Origin of the sequence: Photobacterium chitinilyticum (assembly GCF_004104355.1) — a bacterium.
In the GTDB taxonomy this organism is placed as follows: domain Bacteria; phylum Pseudomonadota; class Gammaproteobacteria; order Enterobacterales; family Vibrionaceae; genus Photobacterium; species Photobacterium chitinilyticum.
In genome coordinates this window covers 1-20,751 of the sequence record NZ_RJLM01000002.1, presented here as the reverse complement: position 1 = coordinate 20,751, position 20,751 = coordinate 1, and the positions used below count along the sequence as shown (strand labels likewise).

Here is a 20,751-nt window from a genome sequence, read left to right as displayed (position 1 = left end):
TTCTCCAAAAATATGGTTTATTTATAGCGATAAGCTTTCTTGCTCAATATATGGCTTACTCTCGACCTCGCCTACTCAGAGTGAACAGGCGAGGCCGAGTTATTGAGAAAAGTATAGGAAAGAATCTTGGGTGGCGGCTCACCAAAGTGTCGTTAACGGTTACCCCTTATTGAGATAGGTAGCCAGTCTTTTCGCCAGACAGATCAGTGTATAAGTTGGCGGGAGTCCCCAGGATTCGGGGATCACCGAAGCATCACAGGCATACAGGCCCTGGATCTCTGTTTGCAGATTGCTATCGACAACCTCACCGATTTTCGCGCTGCCGCCCTGATGGGCTGCAAAATGGTGGGTGCGGTAAGTCTGTTCGGCACCGGCCTCGCGCAAGATACCCTCGGCGATGATGGCTCCTGACTCCAACCGTTCTTTGTCACTTGATTGAAGGCGCTTGTTCACCCATTTTGAGCCGATATTTCCGCTCAGCTCATCCTTTGCCTTTACCATGATCGATAAGGTGTTGTTGGCTGACAACATATGATGGAACTTACCCACCTGAGCGGTAAACGAATGGAAGAAAGGCTTGGGAAGGCTAAGATCGGACAACATAATGCCGTCATCCGCCAAATGCAGCCCAGCAGCCATAGGAACTTCGCCGTCAGGATAGCTCTCTTGTACTTTTCCCATTACGGCTATAACAGGGTCTATAAAGAAGGCTTGGCCTGCTTGTTTCAGATCGGTTGCCTGTAGAATTTGTGCCGAACCTATTCCGCCAGCAGCTAGAATAATGTTGTTACCACGAACTGATTGTATCTGGCCTTTATGCTTGAACTGCACTCCGACAGCACGGTTATTTTCAGTGAGCACACGGGTGACTTTCGCTCCGGTGATCAGCTGGGCACCGTGTTCTGTGGCCTCATCCAGGAATCGGCGGGCATTCCACTTGGCATCATGAGGGCAACCGTACGAGCAGAGGTGACAGGCGGCCCGGCACTTATCGATATCAATGAACTTATCGAGCTTCTGCCAGTTGAGCCCAAGCTGCTGTGCTCCCTGTTTGATTCGGTGGGCCTTCGGGCCAATAAGATCGTCGGGAAGCGTTGAGATCGGCAGCGTTCGCTCTACTTCCGCTATCTCGGCTGACAGGTCGATACCGTAGCGCAGGAACATCTCGGTAGGTGGTGCCATGGCGGTTGCATAGTTAATTGCCGAACTGCCACCAGCTGTAATTCCTCGAATTAATAACGAGAGATCTGGTGTGATGTAGGCACTTTTACCGGGAATCGCTGCTATTCTTGCCATTTGCATAAACGAGCCTGTCAATGGTGCGTTGTTGCCCCATTCAAGAACCAATACTCGTTGACCTTGATTTGCTAGCTCCCTGGCAACCGTCGCGCCACCGGGGCCACTGCCGACTATGATGGCATCAAACATGGTATCAAGTGTGGTGTTAGATAATGCATTCGTTTCAGCAGGCATGGCTTGGCAATCCCAGTCGTAGATATCTTTGAGTCAGCGATACTATACGTGACATTCCAATCGGATCCATTACACTTAGCGCCCTTTTGCCTGGCATCACTGCCATATAGAAAAATACAAACGTTCAGAGTTTAAACGGGGACAGGTAAGTTGATGCAAGATAGAGCTGGCCAGATGGTCATATTTCATACTTTGGTAAAGGCTGGCAGTTTTACGGCTGCGGCTGAACAGCTCAGAGTATCGACGTCTCATGTCAGCAAGCAGTTAGGCGCTCTGGAAGCTGAGCTTAACGTGAAGCTCGTACAGCGAACAACACGTAGTTTTACTCTCACTGAAGCCGGGCAGCGGTTTGCGAGTTACTGTGAGCAGGTCGTCACTGCAGTTCAGGATGCCGATGCCATTATGGATGATGTTCGTGACGAGGTGGCAGGCGTGCTGCGGCTTGGGTTATCACAGTCTTTTGGGACGATGCATATTATCCCTGCGATAGAACAGCTTCGCCGCCAATACCCTGAGTTGCAGGTTGAGGTTAGCTTGTTTGACCATAAAGCTAATATGCTCGAAGACGGTATCGATCTTTGGATCACCAACTATGAACATATTCCCGAAGGTTATGTTGCCCAAAGGTTGGCTGATACCCGATTTGTAGTGGTAGCATCGCCTGAGTATCTAATAAACCATCCAGTGCCGCACCATCCGAATGATTTGGTGAATCACAATTGTTTGACCTATCAAAGCCGTCATAGAAACTACAGTACTTGGTCATTTACCAACCGATATGAGGCACTCTGTGTAACGGTATCGGGTAATTACCGGGTAGATTTGGCAGAAGCGGTCCGTGATGCGGCAATTTCGGGGTGGGGGGTGGCTTATTTAGCAAGCTACTTGCTAACCAACGAGTTCCGTGACGGTAAACTGATCCAGCTGATGTCGGACTGGCAGGCCAATCAAAATATGCCATTCTATGCGGTCTATCCGAGCCGGAAGCACCTGCCGCGAAAAATATCTGCGGTGATTGCGTTTTTTAAAGATTATATCGGTGAAAAACCTTATTGGGATAAGGCGCTTGAGCCGCTGGTAAAACTCTAAAGGGAGTAAAACTGGTGGAAAATCATTCATGTTCGTCATGGTTGTTTTTCGCAGTGGCAAAAATATCTTTTCCATTTGGCAATAATGGCTCAGGGCTGGCAACTAAAGTTATTTAAAACAAACAGATAGTTTTTCAGTGTTTGCTGGGTTGCCTGTGTGCTACATGCTATTAACAAATAGATATTGCATGAAAAGCTGCGTTGCCTAGAATGCGCGCCTCAACTTTATTAGGTTACAAAGGTTCACGCATGACATCGTTGTTAGGTATTGTCGCAATCCTGCTTTTCGCATGGTTACTATCGAAAGATCGCAGCAATATCCCCCTCAGAACAGTTTCATTGGCATTTTGCTTACAGGTTGTCTTTGCGCTGCTGGTGTTATATGTGCCCGCTGGAAAAGAAGCGTTGAATGCCGTTACCGGTACTGTCTCTAGCGTGATTAACTATGGCCAGGAAGGGATCGGCTTTCTGTTCGGTGGACTGGCAACGGGGAGCGTCGGTTTTGTCTTCGCTATCAATGTGCTGGGCATTATCATATTCTTCTCTGCGCTAATTTCGGGACTTTACCATATTGGCCTGATGCCAAAGGTGATCAACATAATAGGCGGCTCACTGCAAAAACTATTGGGTACCGGACGCGCAGAATCGTTATCGGCTACTGCCAATATTTTTGTCGGCATGATTGAAGCCCCGCTGGTGGTGAAGCCGTATCTGAAGAACATGAGTGACTCGCAGTTTTTTGCGGTAATGACCTGCGGGTTAGCTTCAGTTGCCGGTGGTACGTTGGTGGGCTACGCCTCTTTGGGCGTCGATCTGAACTTTCTGATCGCAGCTGCCTTTATGTCTGCGCCGGCTGGCTTGCTGATGGCAAAAATACTCTTTCCGCCGAGTGACGCGGTTCTTGATCAGGATGAAATTACCTCGGTTGAGCTTCCTCGTGCAACAAATGTGGTTGAAGCACTGGCGGACGGTGCGATGTCCGGCCTGCGTATTGCGGTTGCGATTGGTGCTACCCTGTTGGCCTTTGTCAGTGTGATTGCCCTGCTGAATGGCATGCTAGGTTATATCGGCGATCTTGTTGGTATTAAGCTTAGTTTCGAGCTGATCCTCGGTTATGTGTTTGCACCAGTTGCTTGGCTGATCGGAGTACCTTGGTATGAAGCTGTTACTGCCGGCTCGCTAATTGGCAATAAAATCGTCGTTAACGAGTTCGTTGCTTTTATTGAGCTGATAAAAGTTCAGGATCAGCTTAGCGAGCACTCTGTTGCTATTGTGACGTTTGCCTTGTGCGGATTTGCCAATATCTCGACTATGGCAATTCTGATCGGCGGCTTAGGTAGCTTGGTGCCTGAACGCCGTACCTTTATCTCTCAGAATGGCTTCCGCGCCATTGCCGCAGGTGTGCTGGCTAATTTGATGAGTGCAGCCATTGCAGGCGTGATTTTGTCACTTTAAAGCCTGATAACTGGCCGCTTAGATAAAACAGAAAGGGAGCCCGTTTAGGGCTCCCTTTGTTATGTTACCGGTATAGGGATACTCGCCCTAGTTACATTCGGCAAGTTTCAGCTCTGTTGCCTTTTTGTCCTTCCCCTGAATATCCTGCCAAACCATAGGTGCAACAACCAAAAACAGGACAACATTCGAGACTGGAACGGAAAGCCATACCCCGTTGACGCCCAGCCATTGCGGAAGCAGGTAGAGGAACGGTAGTTGAATTAACATGTTGCCTGCTGATATCGACAGTGCTTTTCCGCCCTGATTGACGGCCATGAAATACACTGAAGCCAGAGCAATAAAGCCGTCAAGAAACATCGAAAACAGGTGTAGCCGCAGGCCATTAACGGTTTCGGTCATCAGTGCCGGGTCGTTATTGACAAATAAGCTGATCATGGTCTCGGGGAACAGGTTCAGTAAGATCACTGCGCAAATCCCAGTAATAAGTACGACTTTTATCGCCAGAATAAGGGTTGCCTTGATCTTATTCACTTGGCCTGAGCCAAAGTAGTAGCTTACCGGTGGCTGCATCCCGCCTGCGACACCTTCAGCCAGCAGGTAATACATTGTCATCAGGTAACCAACAATGGCAAATGCGCCCACATGTATCGAGGTACCGTATTCCATGAACAGCCGATTATGCAGGGCAATAACGAAGCTGAAATAGGTATACATAAATAGACTTGAGGTACCAAGGCTGATCGATTTAGCGGCCAGCTTTGGGCTGAATAGTAACTTTGTCCAGCTAAGCCTTAGCTGGGAAAATGACGAAAAAAAGTAGCCTATCGCGATTACAAATACTGTTACCTGGGAGAAGATTGTGGCGATGGCAGCGCCTTTCAGTCCCCAGCCAAACTTGCCGATGAACAGATAGTCGAGAGCGATATTGATCAGGGCACCGAAGATCATCAATATTGTCGAAAAATTCGGGCTGTCGTCATTCCGGATCAGCATCGGCATAGCACCTGCTGCAATCGTAAAGATTGCACCCCAGGAAAAGATATCGATATATTCAATGCCGAGTTCCAGTGTTGTACCAACGGCACCCTGGGCGATGAGCATTGCCGGTCCGAACGCCGAGATCAAAGCCATCATGAGCACACCGGCGATAAGGATGAGGCCGAGTCCTGTTGTGAGGGTGGTTCGCGCTTTGTGTGCCGCACCTTCACCGCGGTAGATGGAGATCAGGCTGCCCGAGCCCATGCCAACCAACAGGCCAAGACCGACGATAACGCCAATGATAGGCCATGCCATATTGATACCGGCCAAGCCTTCAAAGCCAATGTAGTGGCCAACAAAAATACCGTCGATGACCTGGTAGAGGCCATTGACCAGCATGGCCACGACTGACGGAATCGCGTATCGCCAAAACGTGCGATTGACTGAATTACTGGGGGTTATTATTTCTTGCATAGTCATCATTTCATTTTCTCGTTATCTAGGGGGGATTATGCGTGTAATAGAGATTGATGAAAGTTGGTATCTATCCGTTTTTCGGATACATTGGCGAGATGCGAAATAAGGAGATGAAATGAATTGGACACTCGATCAGTTGGAGGCATTTGTTACTGCCGTTAATCAGGGGTCGTTTTCTGCCGCGGCAAGAAAAATAGGCAAAGCCCAGTCACGGGTGAGCACGGCAATCACCAACCTGGAAGCGGATCTTGGTTTTGAGTTGTTTGATCGTAGCGCTCGCCTGCCAGTGCTAACGCCTGAAGGTAAAGAGATGTTTACCGAGGCACAAGCCGTACTGGCACAATGCCAGCGCATGCAGTCCCGGGCGATGACAGTCTCTACTGGTGAAGAAATCTCATTGACGGTTGCGATGGACGAAGCGGTGCCTATTGTGTCGTTCGAGAACTTCTTTTTGCAAATTGCTGCGCAGTTTCCGTTATTGAAGCTAACAATCATTAATGGCTCACAGGATGATATTGCGCAGTGGGTAAGCGAGAAAAAAGCCGATATAGGGATTCTTTTTCACGTAAAAAGTTTACCGGACTCATTGGATTTTATGCCTATTAGCCAGTTTTACCAGTCACTGGTGGTTTCATCCAGGCATCCGCTCGCATCTATTCCAGCTCCAAGCGTAAGTGAGCTGAATCGCTATCGTCAGTTAGTGATCCGGGAGCGAGTGGGGGAAGCCTCGGCCAAGCCAATATCATCCAATCACTGGCACATTGATAGCTATTACTACATAGCTGCTTTGGTTATTCGAGGGGTAGGCTGGGCCTTAGTCCCTGAGCATCTGGCGAAAGAGGAGTGGTATGCGAGCGAGCTGGTTGAGCTATCGGCAGAGCATATTCCTGACTCGCTGCTGGTGGAAATGGGGGTTGTGAAACGGCGGGATAAGGGTAACGGTAAGATCATGGCCTGGATGTACTCTGAGCTGAGCATAATGTTTAAGGGAGGTGCCTAATAGCAGCAGCGAGGTATCTATGCATAACTTTACGTTCTGCTAGCAAATTTTAAGACAAAATCGAGGTATGATTAGGGCATTAAGACCGAATCGATTGGGTATTTAGTGCAAACCATGTGTTCCCGTACAAGTTCATCTTCCGAAAAGCTGCCTTTGCTGCTAGCTGGTCCGATTCTGCGCAAATGCACGGCGACAGAGCTAACGCTGTGGCTTGTAACATCAGAGCCGTTAACCGCGAGTTTCTCCCTTTTTCATCCAGAAGATGAACAGCCCTTCTTTTCTGAAAGCGTAACGGCAGCGGAGCAGATCCAGGTTGGCCTGTCTGCCTGGGTGGTGATGACGAACATGAAAGGCAATTTTCCTGTCAATACTGTATTGGAATACCAGTTGATGACCCAGCGAGGGGATATTGCAGAGCTGGTTCCTTCCTTGCTGTACTCCGGCGAAAAGCGGCTTTCATTCAGTATCAAAGCTCAGGCTGATTATGTGTTGCACGGCTCGTGCCGAAATCCCCACTATCCGAGCAAGGACAGTCTGGTTGCTGCGGATGAGAAAGTGGCTTCGCAATCTGTTTCAGAGCGTCCGGCGTTGCTGATGATGAGCGGTGATCAAATCTATGCCGACCACGTTGCTGGGCCGATGTTGGATGTTATCCAGCAGGTTATCGGGTTGCTGGGGTTGCCGGAAGAGACGTTTTCCCAAGGGCCAGTTACCAATACTCAGTCATTATACCAGCACGATTATAACGTCTATGGCCGGGACAAGATCCTGCCTCATTATGTAGATAGCGGTAACTGGCTGTCTGATAATGGATTGAGGAAATGGTTGCCGCATCGTGGCAAGCCGATATTCAGCTCACGGGAATGTGAAAACCACCTGATGAGCCTCAGTGAATTCTTCGCTATGTATCTACTGGTGTGGTCGCCGCAATTATGGCAGCTCATTGATAGCGAACGCCTGAAGAAAAGTGGTTTCCAGGTGGGCCAGCGGGTCTTGGAGTCAAAGTGGCAGCAGCTCTGGCATGAAGAAAAGCGGCATATCGATGAATTTGTAGCAGGATTGCCGCAGGTTCAGCGCCTAATGGCGCATATCCCGACCTATATGATCTTTGATGACCACGATGTAACCGATGACTGGAACCTTACCGTTGGCTGGGAAAAAGCCGCTTACGGGAATCTATTTTCCCGTCGGATTATTGGTAACGGATTACTTAGTTATTGGTTGTGTCAGGGATGGGGAAATGCGCCTGAATATTTTGACCAAGAGTTTATCGGGCTTGCCAAAGCGTATTTCTCACAGCCTAGCGGCGAGCGTCAGGATCAGTTTATCGATTACCTGTATCGGTTCGAGCAGTGGCATTACACTATTGAAACAACGCCGAAAATGCTGGTACTGGATACTCGTACCAGACGCTGGCGCTCTGAGTCGAAAATGAATAAGCCTTCAGGGCTGATGGACTGGGAAGCATTGACTGAATTACAGCAGTCGCTGCTTAATGAACCCGCGGTGATCATTGTCTCGGCGGCACCTATGTTTGGGGTGAAATTCATTGAAACGCTTCAGCGGGGAATGACCTGGCTCGGACAGCCATTGTTGATTGATGCCGAAAACTGGATGGCGCATCCGGGCTCTGCCAATACGCTGCTCAGTATCTTCACCCATACCAAGACACCGACAAACTTCGTGATCCTCTCCGGCGATGTTCACTATTCGTTTGCCTATGATGTTAAGCTACGTTTTCGTCGCAGCAGCCCGAATATTTACCAAATCACATCGAGCGGGATCAAGAATGAATTCCCTAATGCCTTGCTGCGCTTTTGTGATGTGATGGACAGGGCACTGTATAGCCCGCATTCTCCCTTGAACTGGCTTACCAAGCGAAAGCGGCTAAAAATAAAAAAACGCGATCCCGATACAACCGGAAACCACCGTTTGATAAATCGCAGTGCGATTGGTGAGTTGCATCTTGATAGCAACGGCAAGCCAAGCCGGGTTGAGATCCTGACCGCGGACGGTGATACCGTCTCTTTTCTGCCGATCGAAAAGCAATCCGTTGAACATGTTCAGGAACAGCTGTAAGTGGTTCTAGTTCTTCGTTACTTGTTCATTTGATACAAACGGCGAGGGCGACCTCCTGTTTTGTAGTTTAGGGTTAAGCGGATCACGCCTTCCGATTCTAAAAACTCCAGATAGCGCCTTGCCGTAATGCGACTGACATTCATGCGTTCGCCAATTTCCTCGGCGGAAAAGTCGTGTAGTTTTTCCTCGTCCAGAATTGATTTCAACGAAGCTAGTGTGGTTGCATCAATCCCTTTAGGTGTCTGGCGTAATTGCTTTACAGGTGCCTTACGTAATATTTGGTCGATCTCGCCTTGATCAACGGTTTCTGTACGGGCTAGCTTTTGTTTGTATTGCTTATAGTCATCAAGGGCTTGGTGAACACGAGACATGCGAATTGGTTTGACTAAATAATCGATTACACCAAGCTGAACGGCTTTTTCGACCGTTGCTGTTTCTCGCTCGGCGGTCGTCATAATAAAATCACAATCTGCATTTTGTTCACGCAGTTGACGGATAATATCAATACCATTGCCATCGGGTAGTGTGATGTCGACAAAGATTAATGTTGGTTTGAACGCCCCGTATTGCAACAAGGCATCAGAACAGCTTTCGCTGGCCGCAACTACCGTGAAATCAGGGTGTTGGTTGATGGTTGATTCGAGGGTGTAACTGGCTCGACTATCATCTTCAATGAGCATTACAGTAGTTTTAGTCATAATTAGTGATTTCATTTTTATCTAAGTAAATGCTGAATAGCGTTGTGTGTTGCTCTGTGCGTTCCCAATCAATACTGCCATGGAAGTAATCGACCAGTTGTTTGACCAAGTACAGGCCAATACCACTTTGTTCATCGTCAAGTTTGGAGCTGACACCGAACTCTAAAATATGCTCGGTAATATCTTCGGGTACACCAGCACCGCTGTCTTGAACTTCTAAAATAATGTGGTTACTGCGATCACTTAAATATACATGTACTTCAGGTTCTTTATTCTCTTTATTTTGCCATGAAGCAAGTAAGGCATTATCAATTAAGTTACCGACCATTGTGACGAGTTTTTCTGAGATGTTTTTCTCGTAGCTTGACAAATTAGTGTCTATATCGATTGTGAATTTCACACCAATATCTGCCGCTTTGTTGAATTTTGCGAGCAATAAACTTGCAACGGCACTATCAGATACTGAAAGTACGATATTGCGAATAATAGATTGGTAACGATCCGTTTCTTGTTGAATAAAATCAATTGCTTCATCATATTTTTCGATTTGTAGCATGCCTGAAAGTACATTGAGCTTATTGGAGTATTCGTGCGTCTTGCTTCGTAGTAATTCCGTGTAATTCTTCAGGTAGGTGACTTCGCCTTCAAGTTCGCTTTGGTCAAGGTTGGCGAAGAATACAATGGCATGACCAAGCAATCCTTTAGGGGTGTTAATTGGATAGACATTGGCTCTGTATTTTAACTTACCAATATTAAACTCCCCTTGATGGAACACACCTTGATTTGCAAGAACCAAATGACTTAGCGGTGTGGAATAGCGTGACAGAGGGTGATTTACATAGTCATAGCGCCCCAGTATTCCCATGGAAAGCATTTTAATCGCGCTGTTATTGATCGTTGCTATATTCATGTTGCTATCTACCGCAATAATAGCGTCACGAATACTGTCTAGTACCATTTCATGCTCGCGAAATTTATTCACAATAAACTCGGGCTCATAGTCCAAGAAGGTACGTTTCATCTTGAATACGAACGCGATTATCGTACCTATCCCCAGCAGATAGACAATGCCGATAAGCATGCCGATATGACCATATTGCTGTAACAAAATATCGGATGTTTTCTCGGATAAATAGCCGATACAGATGGCTCCAATGACGTTGCCATCCAAAAAAATAGGTGAAAAGTTACGGATAGCTTTACCGAGGGAGCCTGATGCAACACTGCTGTATTCATTCCCTCGCTCTAATGCAGGGTAAATGTCGTCACCGATAAAATGTTTGCCGACTTTTTGAGGCTCTGGATGACTTAAACGCATGGCGCTTTTGTCGACGACCACGATAAAGGAAGCATCGGTACGGGTTCTGATATCTTCTATATAGCTTTGCAGGTAGTAACTCTGTTGCTTATTTTTGGCGTTAACCGCCTCAATGACTACTGGGTCATGGGCGATTACGCGAGCAAGTTCTAGTCCCCTCGCTTCAATGCCTTCCTGATGTGAATTTTGCAGTAAGAAAAAGATCGCAGTGGTAACGACGATAACAATAGAAGAGGTGGTCGCAACGGTAGTTAAGGCCAGATAGCTCTTAAGTTTCATAATAGGCCTTTAGAGTAGCAATGTTCATGAGGGTCAGTATAACGGGCTCTCTGCGGATATTAATGTGTGCTGAGTCAGAAATAATGACGATTAGACCGCTCTATATTACTAAACCTTTTCGCCACACTCCCGTTTACAAAAGTTACAAAAGATAAAGATAGTTACATTAATGGGGCACTCAATATTCCAGTTTGTAAGTGTTGTTAGACTGCAGGAGAAATAATAATAACCCTACACAGAAAGGTGGAATATGTTTACCAACGACGTAATTACTATAAAAGATAAGCGCATGATTAATATAATTTTTGCACTGTCTGCTGCTGTTATACTTTTTGCTACCATGCAAAATAAAATGCCGACGGGGATCATTGGCGCCATCGGCGTGATGGCGGTTGTCGGCTATATATTAAATGTGGTCGGCGACAAAACTCCTATCGTTAACCAGTTCTTTGGTGGCGGTGCCATTGTTATCATTTTTGGTTCTTCATACATTTTCCATAGTGGCATCATTCCTCACGAAATAGCCGGGACGATCACCACGTTTGTAAAAGGTGGGGGTTTTTTGTCTTTCTTCATCGCAAGTTTGGTAACCGGCTCGATTCTGGGCATGGATACCAATGTGCTGAAGAAGGCCGCATTGAAGTACATTCCGGTTATCTTTGGTGGTGTCGCATGTGCATTCTTGTTCGCCGGTCTTATCGGTAGCTTCCTGGGGGAAGGGTTCTTTGATTCCGTCATGCTGATTGCCTTACCTATCATGGGTGGCGGTATGGGCGCTGGCGCAGTACCTCTGGTTGAAATTATGTCGGGCAACTCCAGTATGTCAGCTGAAATGTTGATGTCGAAAATGGTACCTGCGTTGGCTATCGGTAATGCTATTGCCATCGTGATGGCTGGTCTATTAGACAAGCTGGGCAAGTTCTACCCCTCTCTGACGGGTAACGGCAAGCTAATGCGGGAAGCAGAAGAACAACAGGACGAGCAAGAGCAAGAGCAGCCAACATCAATCAACGTATTGGGTATTGGTGCATTGCTGGCGATTACTATGTACTTCGTTGGCGCAATGCTAAGCAGCGTCATTAGCATGCACACCTACGCGTTAATGATCATCTTTGTTGCCCTAGTGAAAGTCATGGGCTTTATGCCACGTGAGCTAGAAAAAGCTGCGCACGCCTGGTATCAGTTTGTTGTTGATAACCTAACACCGGCGCTGCTTGTCGGTATCGGTGTCGCCTATACCGATTTGAACCAAATTATCGCCTCTTTAAACCTTGTGTACTTTCTTATGGTATTCGCAACTGTGTTCGGTGCAATCATTGGTACTGCAATCATTGGGCGTTTGATGGGTTTCCATCCAATCGAAGCGTCGATTACTGCCGGTCTTTGCATGGCTAACATGGGAGGAACTGGTGATGTGGCAGTGCTTGCAGCAAGTAAACGTATGGAGCTAATGCCTTTTGCTCAAATTTCATCACGAATCGGCGGTGCGTTCATGTTGATCCTCGCCACTCTTATTCTTGAAATGCTGCAGTAGGGTAAAATTATGTCATACATACAACCGCATATTTCAAACGCCGAGACAGCACCAAACAAACATTCGGCACTTCATGCATCATTAGGAAATATTAATAATCAGACAGCGCAGATCCGTTTCTCGATAGATGTTGCCGGAAATGATTTATCGAAGTATCTGATGCTAAGGCATGTTCAAGACCAAAATGAACGTCTTTTTTACCACTATATCCGTAACAATATTAAAGACAGCCTACCGTATATCTATACGCCATCAGTGGGCGATGCATGTGAGAAATATAGCTACCTTAATTTTGCACCGCGCGGTTTATATTTTTCTTACCGTGGCGACGAGCAAGTAAAAGCAACCATTGACAGTATCACAAATGATGTTGACGTGATTGTGGTAACCGATGGCTCTCGTGTGCTGGGCCTGGGTGATTTGGGTATTGGTGGCATGGGTATCTCGATTGGTAAACTTTCGCTGTACACCGCTGTAGGCGGTATTCCACCAGAGCGCACGCTACCAGTCTGTATTGATATCGGTACTAATAACCCTGCGCTAAAGCAAGATCCACAGTACCTGGGTGATAAAGGCGATCGAATCGACGACGATGCTTTCTACCATTACCTTGATGAGATCATGCAAGCTCTCGTCACTCGTTGGCCCAAGGCAATTATCCAGTTTGAAGACTTCAGCAATAATCATGCGTACCCGCTACTGGAAAAGTACCGAGATCAATACCGTTGTTTCAATGACGATATTCAAGGTACGGCGACAGTTAGTGCCGCGACAATTAAACGGGCGTTGCTGAAAGCTGGGAAAGAGCCGTCAACCTCCCGGGTATTCGTGGTTGGTGGTGGTTCTGCGGGGTGCGGTATTGCTCGGCTTATAGAAGATAGCTTTGAATTTGAGAGCAATCATGGTGTTTGCATTATCGATCGCGAAGGCCTGTTGTTTGAAGATTCCGAGGACCTATCTGCGATGCAGAAAAGCCTGGCTAGTCCCTCTGTTGAGCGTCCTGCAGGGAAGTCGACATTGAGCCTGATTGAAGCTATCGAGCACTACAAACCTGATGTGCTGGTAGGCGTCACGGGTGTGGCTGGCTTGTTTACCGAAGCGACCATCAAAACCTTGGCTGCGAACACCCGAACGCCAATTATTATGCCATTGTCTAACCCTGTTAGTGCTTGCGAAGTGACTCCGCAGCAAGTGTTCGACTGGATTGGAAATGATGTCATTGTCACGACCGGCAGTCCTTTTAAACCCGTTCGGTATGGCAATCAGAGCTATACCATTTCTCAATGCAATAACGTGTACGTTTTCCCCGGTATTGGGCTTGGTGCCAAAGTGGCGAATGCGACGTCAGTCTCCAATGGCATGCTATTGAAAGCGGTCGATGTACTGGCAACGTTCAATTGTACGCGATGCTCAGATAACGAAGTACTGCCAGCCATTGAATCCACGTTGGAAGTATCAAAAGCGATTGCGATTGCTGTTGCGAAACAAGCAGTTAAAGAAGGGTTATCCGAAGTGATGACATCATCAGATGACGCCGATATTACCGCAATGATCGAACATGCTTTCTGGAATCCAGAGGTTGGTACAGCCAGCCTGTAATGTCGGGCGTTCACGTTCCCAAAGAGTAAATAAAATAGGCAGAAATTGTGAGACCGGCAGCTCCTGTGTCGGCTCATGATTTCTGCAAGAAATCTACGCACTTTAAATTTTTATTGTATTACCTATCGGAGGGTCGATGTGAAGACTATTACCACAGATATCGCAGTAATCGGCGCAGGCGGTGCCGGCTTACGTACTGCTATTGCGGCAGCAGAAGCAAATCCAGACTTGGAGATAGCACTAATTTCCAAAGTTTACCCAATGCGCTCTCATACCGTAGCGGCAGAGGGGGGCTCTGCTGCCGTCGTCAAGGATGAGGATAGCCTAGATAACCATTTCAACGACACCGTTGGCGGTGGTGACTGGCTATGTGAACAGGACGTAGTTGAATATTTCGTAGAAAACGCAACTCGCGAGATGACCCAGCTAGAACAATGGGGGTGTCCTTGGAGCCGTAAAGAAAACGGTGACGTTAACGTTCGTCGTTTTGGTGGCATGAAGGTTGAGCGTACCTGGTTTGCAGCGGACAAAACCGGCTTCCACATGCTGCACACATTGTTCCAGACGTCTATCAAGTACACACAAATCAACCGCTTTGACGAGTACTTTGTGGTTGATCTGCTGGTAGAAGACGGTGAGGTTCAGGGGCTGGTTGCGATTCATATGTCTGAAGGCGAACTGGTATGTATCAAGGCGAAATCTGTTGTTCTGGCAACAGGTGGTGCGGGCCGTGTGTATAACTGTAATACCAACGGCGGCATCGTAACGGGCGACGGTATGGCGATGGCATTCCGTCACGGTGTACCTCTTCGTGATATGGAGTTCGTTCAGTATCACCCAACCGGCTTGCCTGGTACCGGTATCCTGATGACCGAAGGTTGTCGTGGTGAAGGCGGTATCATGCTGAACAAGAATGGCTACCGTTACCTTCAGGATTACGGCATGGGGCCAGAAACACCCGTTGGTGAGCCGAAGAACAAGTACATGGAACTGGGGCCGCGAGACAAAGTTTCTCAAGCATTTTGGCACGAGCAGCAGAAAGGAAACACGATCGACCATCCGCTGGGTGATGTCGTGCACCTGGACCTTCGCCATTTGGGTAAAGAATACCTGCACGAGCGCCTGCCGTTTATTTGTGAACTCGCCAAGGCATACGTGAACGTTGACCCTGCGGAAGAGCCCATTCCAATTCGTCCAACCGTGCATTACACCATGGGTGGTATCGAAACAGACAAGCATAACGAAACACGCATCTCTGGCCTATTCGCAGTCGGCGAGTGTTCTTCTGTTGGTCTTCACGGCGCTAACCGTCTGGGTTCTAACTCGCTGGCAGAGCTTGTTGTCTTCGGCCGCCTGGCGGGAGAAGGCGCAGCAAAACGTGCCGCAGAGTTTAAAGGCTGGAACGAAGAGTCTATTGCTAATCAAATGAAGGCTGTTCAAGACCGTATCGACACGCTTCTATCTCAGGAAGGCGATGAAAACTGGGCTGACATCCGCACTGAAATGGGTCATTCCATGGAAGCGGGTTGTGGTATCTATCGCCAGGAAGATCTGATGCAGGCGACTATCGACAAGCTTGCCGAGCTTCGCGAGCGTTACAAGAACATCAGCATCAAAGACAAAGGCAAGGTATTCAATACCGATCTGCTCTACGCAATCGAAGTGGGTTACGGCCTGGAAGTGGCTGAAGCGATGGCTCATTCCGCGATCCTTCGTCGCGAGTCACGTGGTGCACACCAGCGTCTGGACGACAACTGCACAGAACGTGATGACGTGAACTTCCTGAAGCATTCGCTGGCATTCTTTAACGGCGACAGGGCACCTTATATCGAATACAGCGACGTGACGATCACCAAGTCTCAGCCTAAAGCCCGTCTATACGGTGCGGCGGCAGAAGAGGCAGCAGCAAAAGAAGTTGCGGAAGCCGCAGCGAAAAAAGAGGAGCAGGCATAATGTCAGGCCACCGTATCCAAAAAGTGGAAGTTTTGCGTTATGACCCTGAAAAGGACGCAGAGCCGTACTTCGAAATGTTCGAAGTACCGTTTAACGAAACCATGTCTGTACTTGATGCTCTGGGTTACATCAAAGACAACCTAGATAAAGATCTGGCGTACCGCTGGTCTTGCCGTATGGCGATCTGTGGCTCTTGCGGCATGATGGTCAACAAGGTGCCAAAGCTGGCCTGTAAGACCTTCCTGCGTGACTATCCGAACGGTCTGAAAATCGAAGCGCTGGCTAACTTTGCCATCGAAAAAGATTTGATCGTCGACATGACACCGTTCGTCGAGCGCCTAGAGGCAATCAAGCCTTACATCATCGGTAACGATCGTAAGCCTGAAGATGGTCCAAACAACCAGACGCCTGAGCAAATGGCCAAGTACAAGCAGTTCTCTGCCTGTATCAACTGTGGCTTGTGCTATGCCGCCTGTCCTCAGTTTGGCCTGAACCCTGAGTTCATCGGCCCTGCCGCGCTGACTCTGGCTTACCGTTATAACCTTGACAGCCGTGACAACGGTGCAGCAGAGCGTATGAAGCTGATCAACGGCGAAAACGGTGCTTGGGGTTGTACGTTTGTTGGTTACTGTTCTGAAGTTTGTCCGAAGAGCGTCGATCCTGCCGCTGCGGTAAACCAGGGCAAAGTGGAATCATCCAAAGATTTCGTTATTGCGATGATCAAACCTCAGGAGGCATAAGAATGAGCAACCGTAAACCTTACGTTCGCGAAATGACACGTACCTGGTGGAAGGATCATCCTTTCTACCGCTTTTACATGGTTCGTGAAGCAACAGTACTACCACTGATTTTCTTCACTATCTTTCTGACGTTCGGCTTGGGCTGTCTTGTGAAGGGCCCGGAAGCTTGGGCTGGCTGGTTAGCGTTTATGTCCAACCCAATCGTTGTTGTGCTGAACATTCTGGCGCTGGCAGGCAGCGTGTTCCACGCACAAACCTTCTTCAGCATGATGCCTCAGGTGATGCCTATCCAGATCAAAGGTAAAAAGCTGGGTAAGAAAGTTATTGTTCTGGCGCAGTGGGCGGCAGTTGCTGCAATTTCACTGTTTGTTCTAGTACTCGTTTAAGGAGAGTCTCGTGGTTAATCTAAATCCTAAGCGTTCTGACGAGCCGGTATGGTGGGGGCTGTTCGGTGCTGGCGGTACTTGGTTTGCAATGCTGACACCTGTGACTGTACTGGTACTGGGTATCATGGTGCCACTAGGTATGCTTGATGCCGAATCCATGAGCTACGAGCGTGCCACAGGCTTCGTTACCAGCATCATCGGTGCGCTATTCACGATTGCAACACTGGCACTTCCAATGTGGCATGCCATGCACCGTCTGCACCACGGTATGCATGATCTGAAGTTCCACACGGGTGTGGCTGGAAAAGTGGCGTGTTACGCAACGGCATTCCTCGTTTCTGCGTTGGCTGTGATCTTTGTCTTCATGATCTAGTTACTAACAGGGATACCTGCCTAAAGGTATTCCCGTTGTTTTATTTAATGACGAAATGCTTTTTATTTAAGGATTAAAAATGTTTTATGTTCATATGCTGCTGCTGCTCGCAGTAATCTTTATTGGTATCCGGCACGGAGGCATTGCTTTTGGCCTCCTCGGAGGGTTGGGCGTATCTGTTTTAGCCTTTGTTTTTGGTGTGGCACCGGGCTCGCCACCTATCAGCGTGATGTTGATTATTTTGGCTGTCGTTGCAGCTTCCGCGACGTTGGAAGCGACGGGAGGCCTAAAGCTATTGGTAAAATATGCAGAGACATTGCTGCGTAAACACCCGAACAAAATTGTGTTCCTTGGTCCGCTTAGTACCTATTCATTAACCGTTCTTGTTGGCACGGGTCACTCTGTTTATCCTCTTCTTCCCGTTATTTACGATGTTGCTTATAAAAAAGGGATTCGTCCCGAACGCCCGATGGCGATGGCGTCAGTTGCATCACAAATGGGTATTACAGCCAGCCCAATAGCAGCTGCCGCTGCGGTTGTTATGGCCACTGCTGTTGATAATAACCTTGATATAGGTTTGCTCGATGTGCTGATGGTGACGATCCCTGCCACCTTGGTTGGCCTGCTCGTTGCCTGTACCTGGAGCCTGAAACGAGGTAAGGATCTCGACAAAGATCCGGAGTTCAAAGCGCGTTGTCAGGATGACGAGTTCCGTAAAGAGTTACTTGATACCAGTGCTGAAAATCAAGAAGGTTCAATCGAAGATAAAAAGGCAAAAACAGGGTTAACCGTTTTCGTCTTGGGTATTGTGTCGGTTATTTTTGTGGCGATGTTTGGCAAAGATCTCGGCTTGCTTCCCGATGGCGTGAAAATGTCCGTAGCCATACAGTTCTTGATGCTTTCGGTTGGCGCGATAATCTTGTTAGCAACGAAAGTTCAACCAAAGAAAATTGTAAACAGTAACGTGTTTATTGCCGGTATGACTGCCGTGGTTATTATTTTTGGTATTGCATGGATGAGCGATACGATTATTAGCTATCACAAACCTTACTTAATCGGGATGGTGAGTGACATAGTCAATGTTCATCCGTGGACATTTGCTATAGCAATGTTTGTTGTTTCGGTATTTTTGAAAAGCCAGGCTGCGGTACTGACTATCATGCTGCCTTTAGGCTTTTCACTCGGGATCCCCTCTGAAGTCATCATTGGTGTATTGCCGGCGTGTTATGCGTACTTCTTCTTCCCGTTCTATCCAAGCGATCTGGCGGCTATCACCTTTGACCGTTCAGGTACAACTCGAATAGGTAAGTATGTGTTAAATCATAGCTTTATTATCCCAGGCTTTATCGGGGTAACGACGGCTACGGTTGTCGGTTACTTCCTGTCAATGGCGATTAATTAACTATCGATAAACCTATGCCGGTGGAATGCTGGCATAGGTTTTCTTTTACAAGCACCAATGATGTTAGCAACACCCGGCATGAGAAACCATGAGAGGGTGTCATCGAATAATAAGAAATAACGAGGCAATGATGACTGTTATCAGTAAACAAGATGTGATCGACAGTATAGCGGATGCGCTACAGTATATTTCATATTACCACCCGCTGGATTTTGTACAGGCGTTGGAAAAGGCCTATAACAAGGAGCAGAGCCAGGCTGCGAAAGATGCCATTGCGCAGATTCTGATTAATTCTCGTATGTCGGCTGAAGGACGCCGCCCAATCTGCCAGGACACAGGTATTGTGACCTGCTTTGTCAACATTGGGATGAACGTACAGTGGGACAGTGATCTTACGGTTCAAGAAATGGTTGATGAAGGTGTTCGCCGGGCCTATACGAATCCAGACAATCCCCTACGAGCCTCTGTTGTTGCCGATCCAGCCGGTGCACGTAGCAACACCAAGGATAATGCCCCTGCCGTTGTCCACATCAATATGGTTCCGGGCGACAAAGTCGATATCCAGGTTGCCGCAAAGGGTGGTGGTTCAGAGAACAAGACCAAGATGGTGATGCTGAACCCGTCTGATGATATTGCTGAGTGGGTCGAGAAAACCGTTCCGCTAATGGGGGCGGGATGGTGTCCGCCGGGCATGCTGGGTATCGGTATTGGTGGAACGGCCGAAAAAGCGGCAGTACTGGCGAAAGAGTCGTTGATGGAGTCTATTGATATTCATGAGCTTCAAGAGCGTGGTGCGCAAAATTCAGAAGAAGAATTACGCTTGGATATTTATAACCGCGTCAACAAACTCGGTATCGGTGCGCAGGGGCTTGGCGGCTTGACAACCGTTGTCGATGTCAAAGTCAAAACCGCGCCAACCCACGCGGCCTCCAAGCCGGTATGTATGATCCCGAACTGTGCTGCTACCCGCCACGTTCACTTTACATTAGATGGTACAGGCCCTGCCGAGCTAACTCCTCCTAAGCTAGAGGACTGGCCGGAAGTGACGTGGGAGGTCGGGGATAATACTCGTCGTGTCAACGTGGATGAAATCACCAAGGATGATGTTCAGGATTGGAAGTCAGGTGAGACGGTCTTGCTGTCTGGCAAAATCTTGACGGGTCGTGATGCAGCACACAAGCGTATTCAAGATATGTTGGCAAGAGGGGAGGATTTCCCTGTTGATTTCAATAACCGCTTTATCTATTTCGTCGGTCCTGTCGATGCTGTTGGTGATGAAGTGGTAGGCCCCGCGGGCCCGACAACGTCAACGCGTATGGATAAGTTTACTGAGATGATGCTTGGCCAGGCGGGCCTTACCGGCATGATTGGCAAAGCGGAACGTGGGCCAATGGCAATAGAGTCAATCAAAAAGCACAAAGCAGTCTATCTGATGGCTGTGGGCGGCGCGGCTTATCTTGTCGCCAAGGCAATCAAGCAAGCTCGTGTGGTGGCATTTGAGGACTTGGGCATGGAAGCAATCTACGAGTTCGAGGTTGAAGATATGCCGGTAACGGTAGCGGTTGATGCTGAAGGTATTAATGCTCACCAGACCGGACCAGAGACCTGGAAAATCAACATTGCCGAAATGGATGCATAAGCCTTACTAGGTTTCATGAATGGGTTTCATGTGGTGAAAGTGCGTATGATTACAATAAAAAAGGGTCTGGATATCCCCATTTCAGGGACTCCTGCCCAGGCGATACATGATGGCAAGACCATCACACGAGTTGCCTTGCTTGGCGAAGAATATGTTGGTATGCGTCCTACAATGCATACCCGCGTAGGGGATGTAGTGAAAAAAGGTCAGGTTCTTTTTGAAGACAAGAAGAACCCCGGCGTTAAGTTCACTGCTCCGGCCAGCGGCAAGGTTGCAGAAA

16 protein-coding genes and 1 pseudogene are annotated in these 20,751 nt (G+C 48.0%); 13 read left to right on the top strand and 4 right to left on the bottom strand.

The features are described 5' to 3' along the window. Positions 1-159: 159 nt before the first annotated feature. Complete coding sequence (locus tag EDI28_RS06355) at positions 160-1,473, bottom strand: FAD-dependent oxidoreductase (RefSeq protein ID WP_128783026.1); 1,314 nt, start codon at positions 1,471-1,473, stop codon at positions 160-162. Positions 1,474-1,626: 153 nt separating this feature from the next. Between EDI28_RS06355 and EDI28_RS06350 the strand changes: the two genes are divergently transcribed. Both EDI28_RS06350 and EDI28_RS06345 read left to right on the top strand, forming a co-directional pair. Beyond that, positions 1,627-2,562 (top strand): LysR family transcriptional regulator, encoded by a 936-nt coding sequence (locus EDI28_RS06350; RefSeq protein ID WP_128783025.1) that lies wholly within the window; start codon positions 1,627-1,629, stop codon positions 2,560-2,562. A 248-nt stretch (positions 2,563-2,810) separates the two neighbouring features. Further along, the gene (locus EDI28_RS06345; RefSeq protein ID WP_128783024.1) at positions 2,811-4,016 is read left to right on the top strand and encodes a NupC/NupG family nucleoside CNT transporter; all 1,206 of its coding nucleotides are present in this window, start codon (positions 2,811-2,813) and stop codon (positions 4,014-4,016) included. A gap of 87 nt (positions 4,017-4,103) precedes the next feature. Here EDI28_RS06345 and EDI28_RS06340 read toward each other — a convergent pair whose 3' ends face one another. Beyond that, positions 4,104-5,474 (bottom strand): MATE family efflux transporter, encoded by a 1,371-nt coding sequence (locus EDI28_RS06340; RefSeq protein WP_428431837.1) that lies wholly within the window; start codon positions 5,472-5,474, stop codon positions 4,104-4,106. A gap of 112 nt (positions 5,475-5,586) precedes the next feature. On the opposite strand from EDI28_RS06340, the gene EDI28_RS06335 reads away from it, so the two are divergent. Together EDI28_RS06335 and EDI28_RS06330 are read left to right on the top strand one after the other, a co-directional pair. Continuing rightward, entirely contained in the window at positions 5,587-6,471 is an 885-nt protein-coding gene (locus EDI28_RS06335) for a LysR family transcriptional regulator (RefSeq protein WP_128783022.1), read from the top strand. Positions 6,472-6,585: 114 nt separating this feature from the next. After that, positions 6,586-8,550 (top strand): alkaline phosphatase D family protein, encoded by a 1,965-nt coding sequence (locus tag EDI28_RS06330; protein ID WP_128783021.1) that lies wholly within the window; start codon positions 6,586-6,588, stop codon positions 8,548-8,550. Positions 8,551-8,567: 17 nt separating this feature from the next. On the opposite strand, the gene EDI28_RS06325 is transcribed toward EDI28_RS06330, so the two are convergent. Together EDI28_RS06325 and EDI28_RS06320 are read right to left on the bottom strand one after the other, a co-directional pair. Then, on the bottom strand, positions 8,568-9,248 hold the full coding sequence (locus tag EDI28_RS06325) for a response regulator (RefSeq protein ID WP_199287381.1): 681 nt from the start codon (positions 9,246-9,248) through the stop codon (positions 8,568-8,570). Continuing rightward, positions 9,241-10,845 (bottom strand): ATP-binding protein, encoded by a 1,605-nt coding sequence (locus EDI28_RS06320; protein WP_128783020.1) that lies wholly within the window; start codon positions 10,843-10,845, stop codon positions 9,241-9,243. The genes EDI28_RS06325 and EDI28_RS06320 overlap by 8 nt, the downstream gene beginning before the upstream one ends. Before the next feature lie 289 nt (positions 10,846-11,134). Here EDI28_RS06320 and EDI28_RS06315 point away from each other — a divergent pair, with 289 nt between their 5' ends. From EDI28_RS06315 to EDI28_RS06275, 9 genes and pseudogenes are all read left to right on the top strand, one after another. After that, the gene (locus EDI28_RS06315; protein WP_233353297.1) at positions 11,135-12,379 is read left to right on the top strand and encodes a 2-hydroxycarboxylate transporter family protein; all 1,245 of its coding nucleotides are present in this window, start codon (positions 11,135-11,137) and stop codon (positions 12,377-12,379) included. A gap of 9 nt (positions 12,380-12,388) precedes the next feature. Further along, a complete protein-coding gene (gene maeA, locus EDI28_RS06310; protein ID WP_128783018.1) occupies positions 12,389-13,978 on the top strand; it encodes an oxaloacetate-decarboxylating malate dehydrogenase in 1,590 nt (529 codons plus the stop codon). Positions 13,979-14,116: 138 nt separating this feature from the next. After that, positions 14,117-15,931 carry a fumarate reductase (quinol) flavoprotein subunit gene (frdA, locus tag EDI28_RS06305; RefSeq protein WP_128783017.1) on the top strand — a complete coding sequence of 605 codons (1,815 nt, stop codon included), beginning with the start codon at positions 14,117-14,119 and terminating at the stop codon, positions 15,929-15,931. Next, the gene (locus EDI28_RS06300) at positions 15,931-16,671 is read left to right on the top strand and encodes a succinate dehydrogenase/fumarate reductase iron-sulfur subunit (RefSeq protein ID WP_128783016.1); all 741 of its coding nucleotides are present in this window, start codon (positions 15,931-15,933) and stop codon (positions 16,669-16,671) included. Before frdA ends, EDI28_RS06300 begins: the two co-directional genes overlap by 1 nt. A 2-nt stretch (positions 16,672-16,673) precedes the next feature. Then, positions 16,674-17,057, top strand: coding sequence for a fumarate reductase subunit FrdC (gene frdC, locus EDI28_RS06295; RefSeq protein WP_128783015.1), 384 nt, complete (start codon positions 16,674-16,676; stop codon positions 17,055-17,057). 10 nt (positions 17,058-17,067) lie between these two features. Beyond that, positions 17,068-17,430, top strand: coding sequence for a fumarate reductase subunit FrdD (gene frdD / locus EDI28_RS06290; protein ID WP_128783014.1), 363 nt, complete (start codon positions 17,068-17,070; stop codon positions 17,428-17,430). Between the two features lie 79 nt (positions 17,431-17,509). Next, on the top strand, positions 17,510-18,832 hold the full coding sequence (locus EDI28_RS06285; RefSeq protein ID WP_128783013.1) for an anaerobic C4-dicarboxylate transporter: 1,323 nt from the start codon (positions 17,510-17,512) through the stop codon (positions 18,830-18,832). Positions 18,833-18,962: 130 nt separating this feature from the next. Then, positions 18,963-20,471, top strand: a complete 1,509-nt coding sequence (locus EDI28_RS06280) for a fumarate hydratase (protein WP_128783518.1) — start codon at positions 18,963-18,965, stop codon at positions 20,469-20,471. 45 nt (positions 20,472-20,516) lie between these two features. Next, positions 20,517-20,751: pseudogene (locus EDI28_RS06275) on the top strand (Na(+)-translocating NADH-quinone reductase subunit A); the annotation flags it as partial.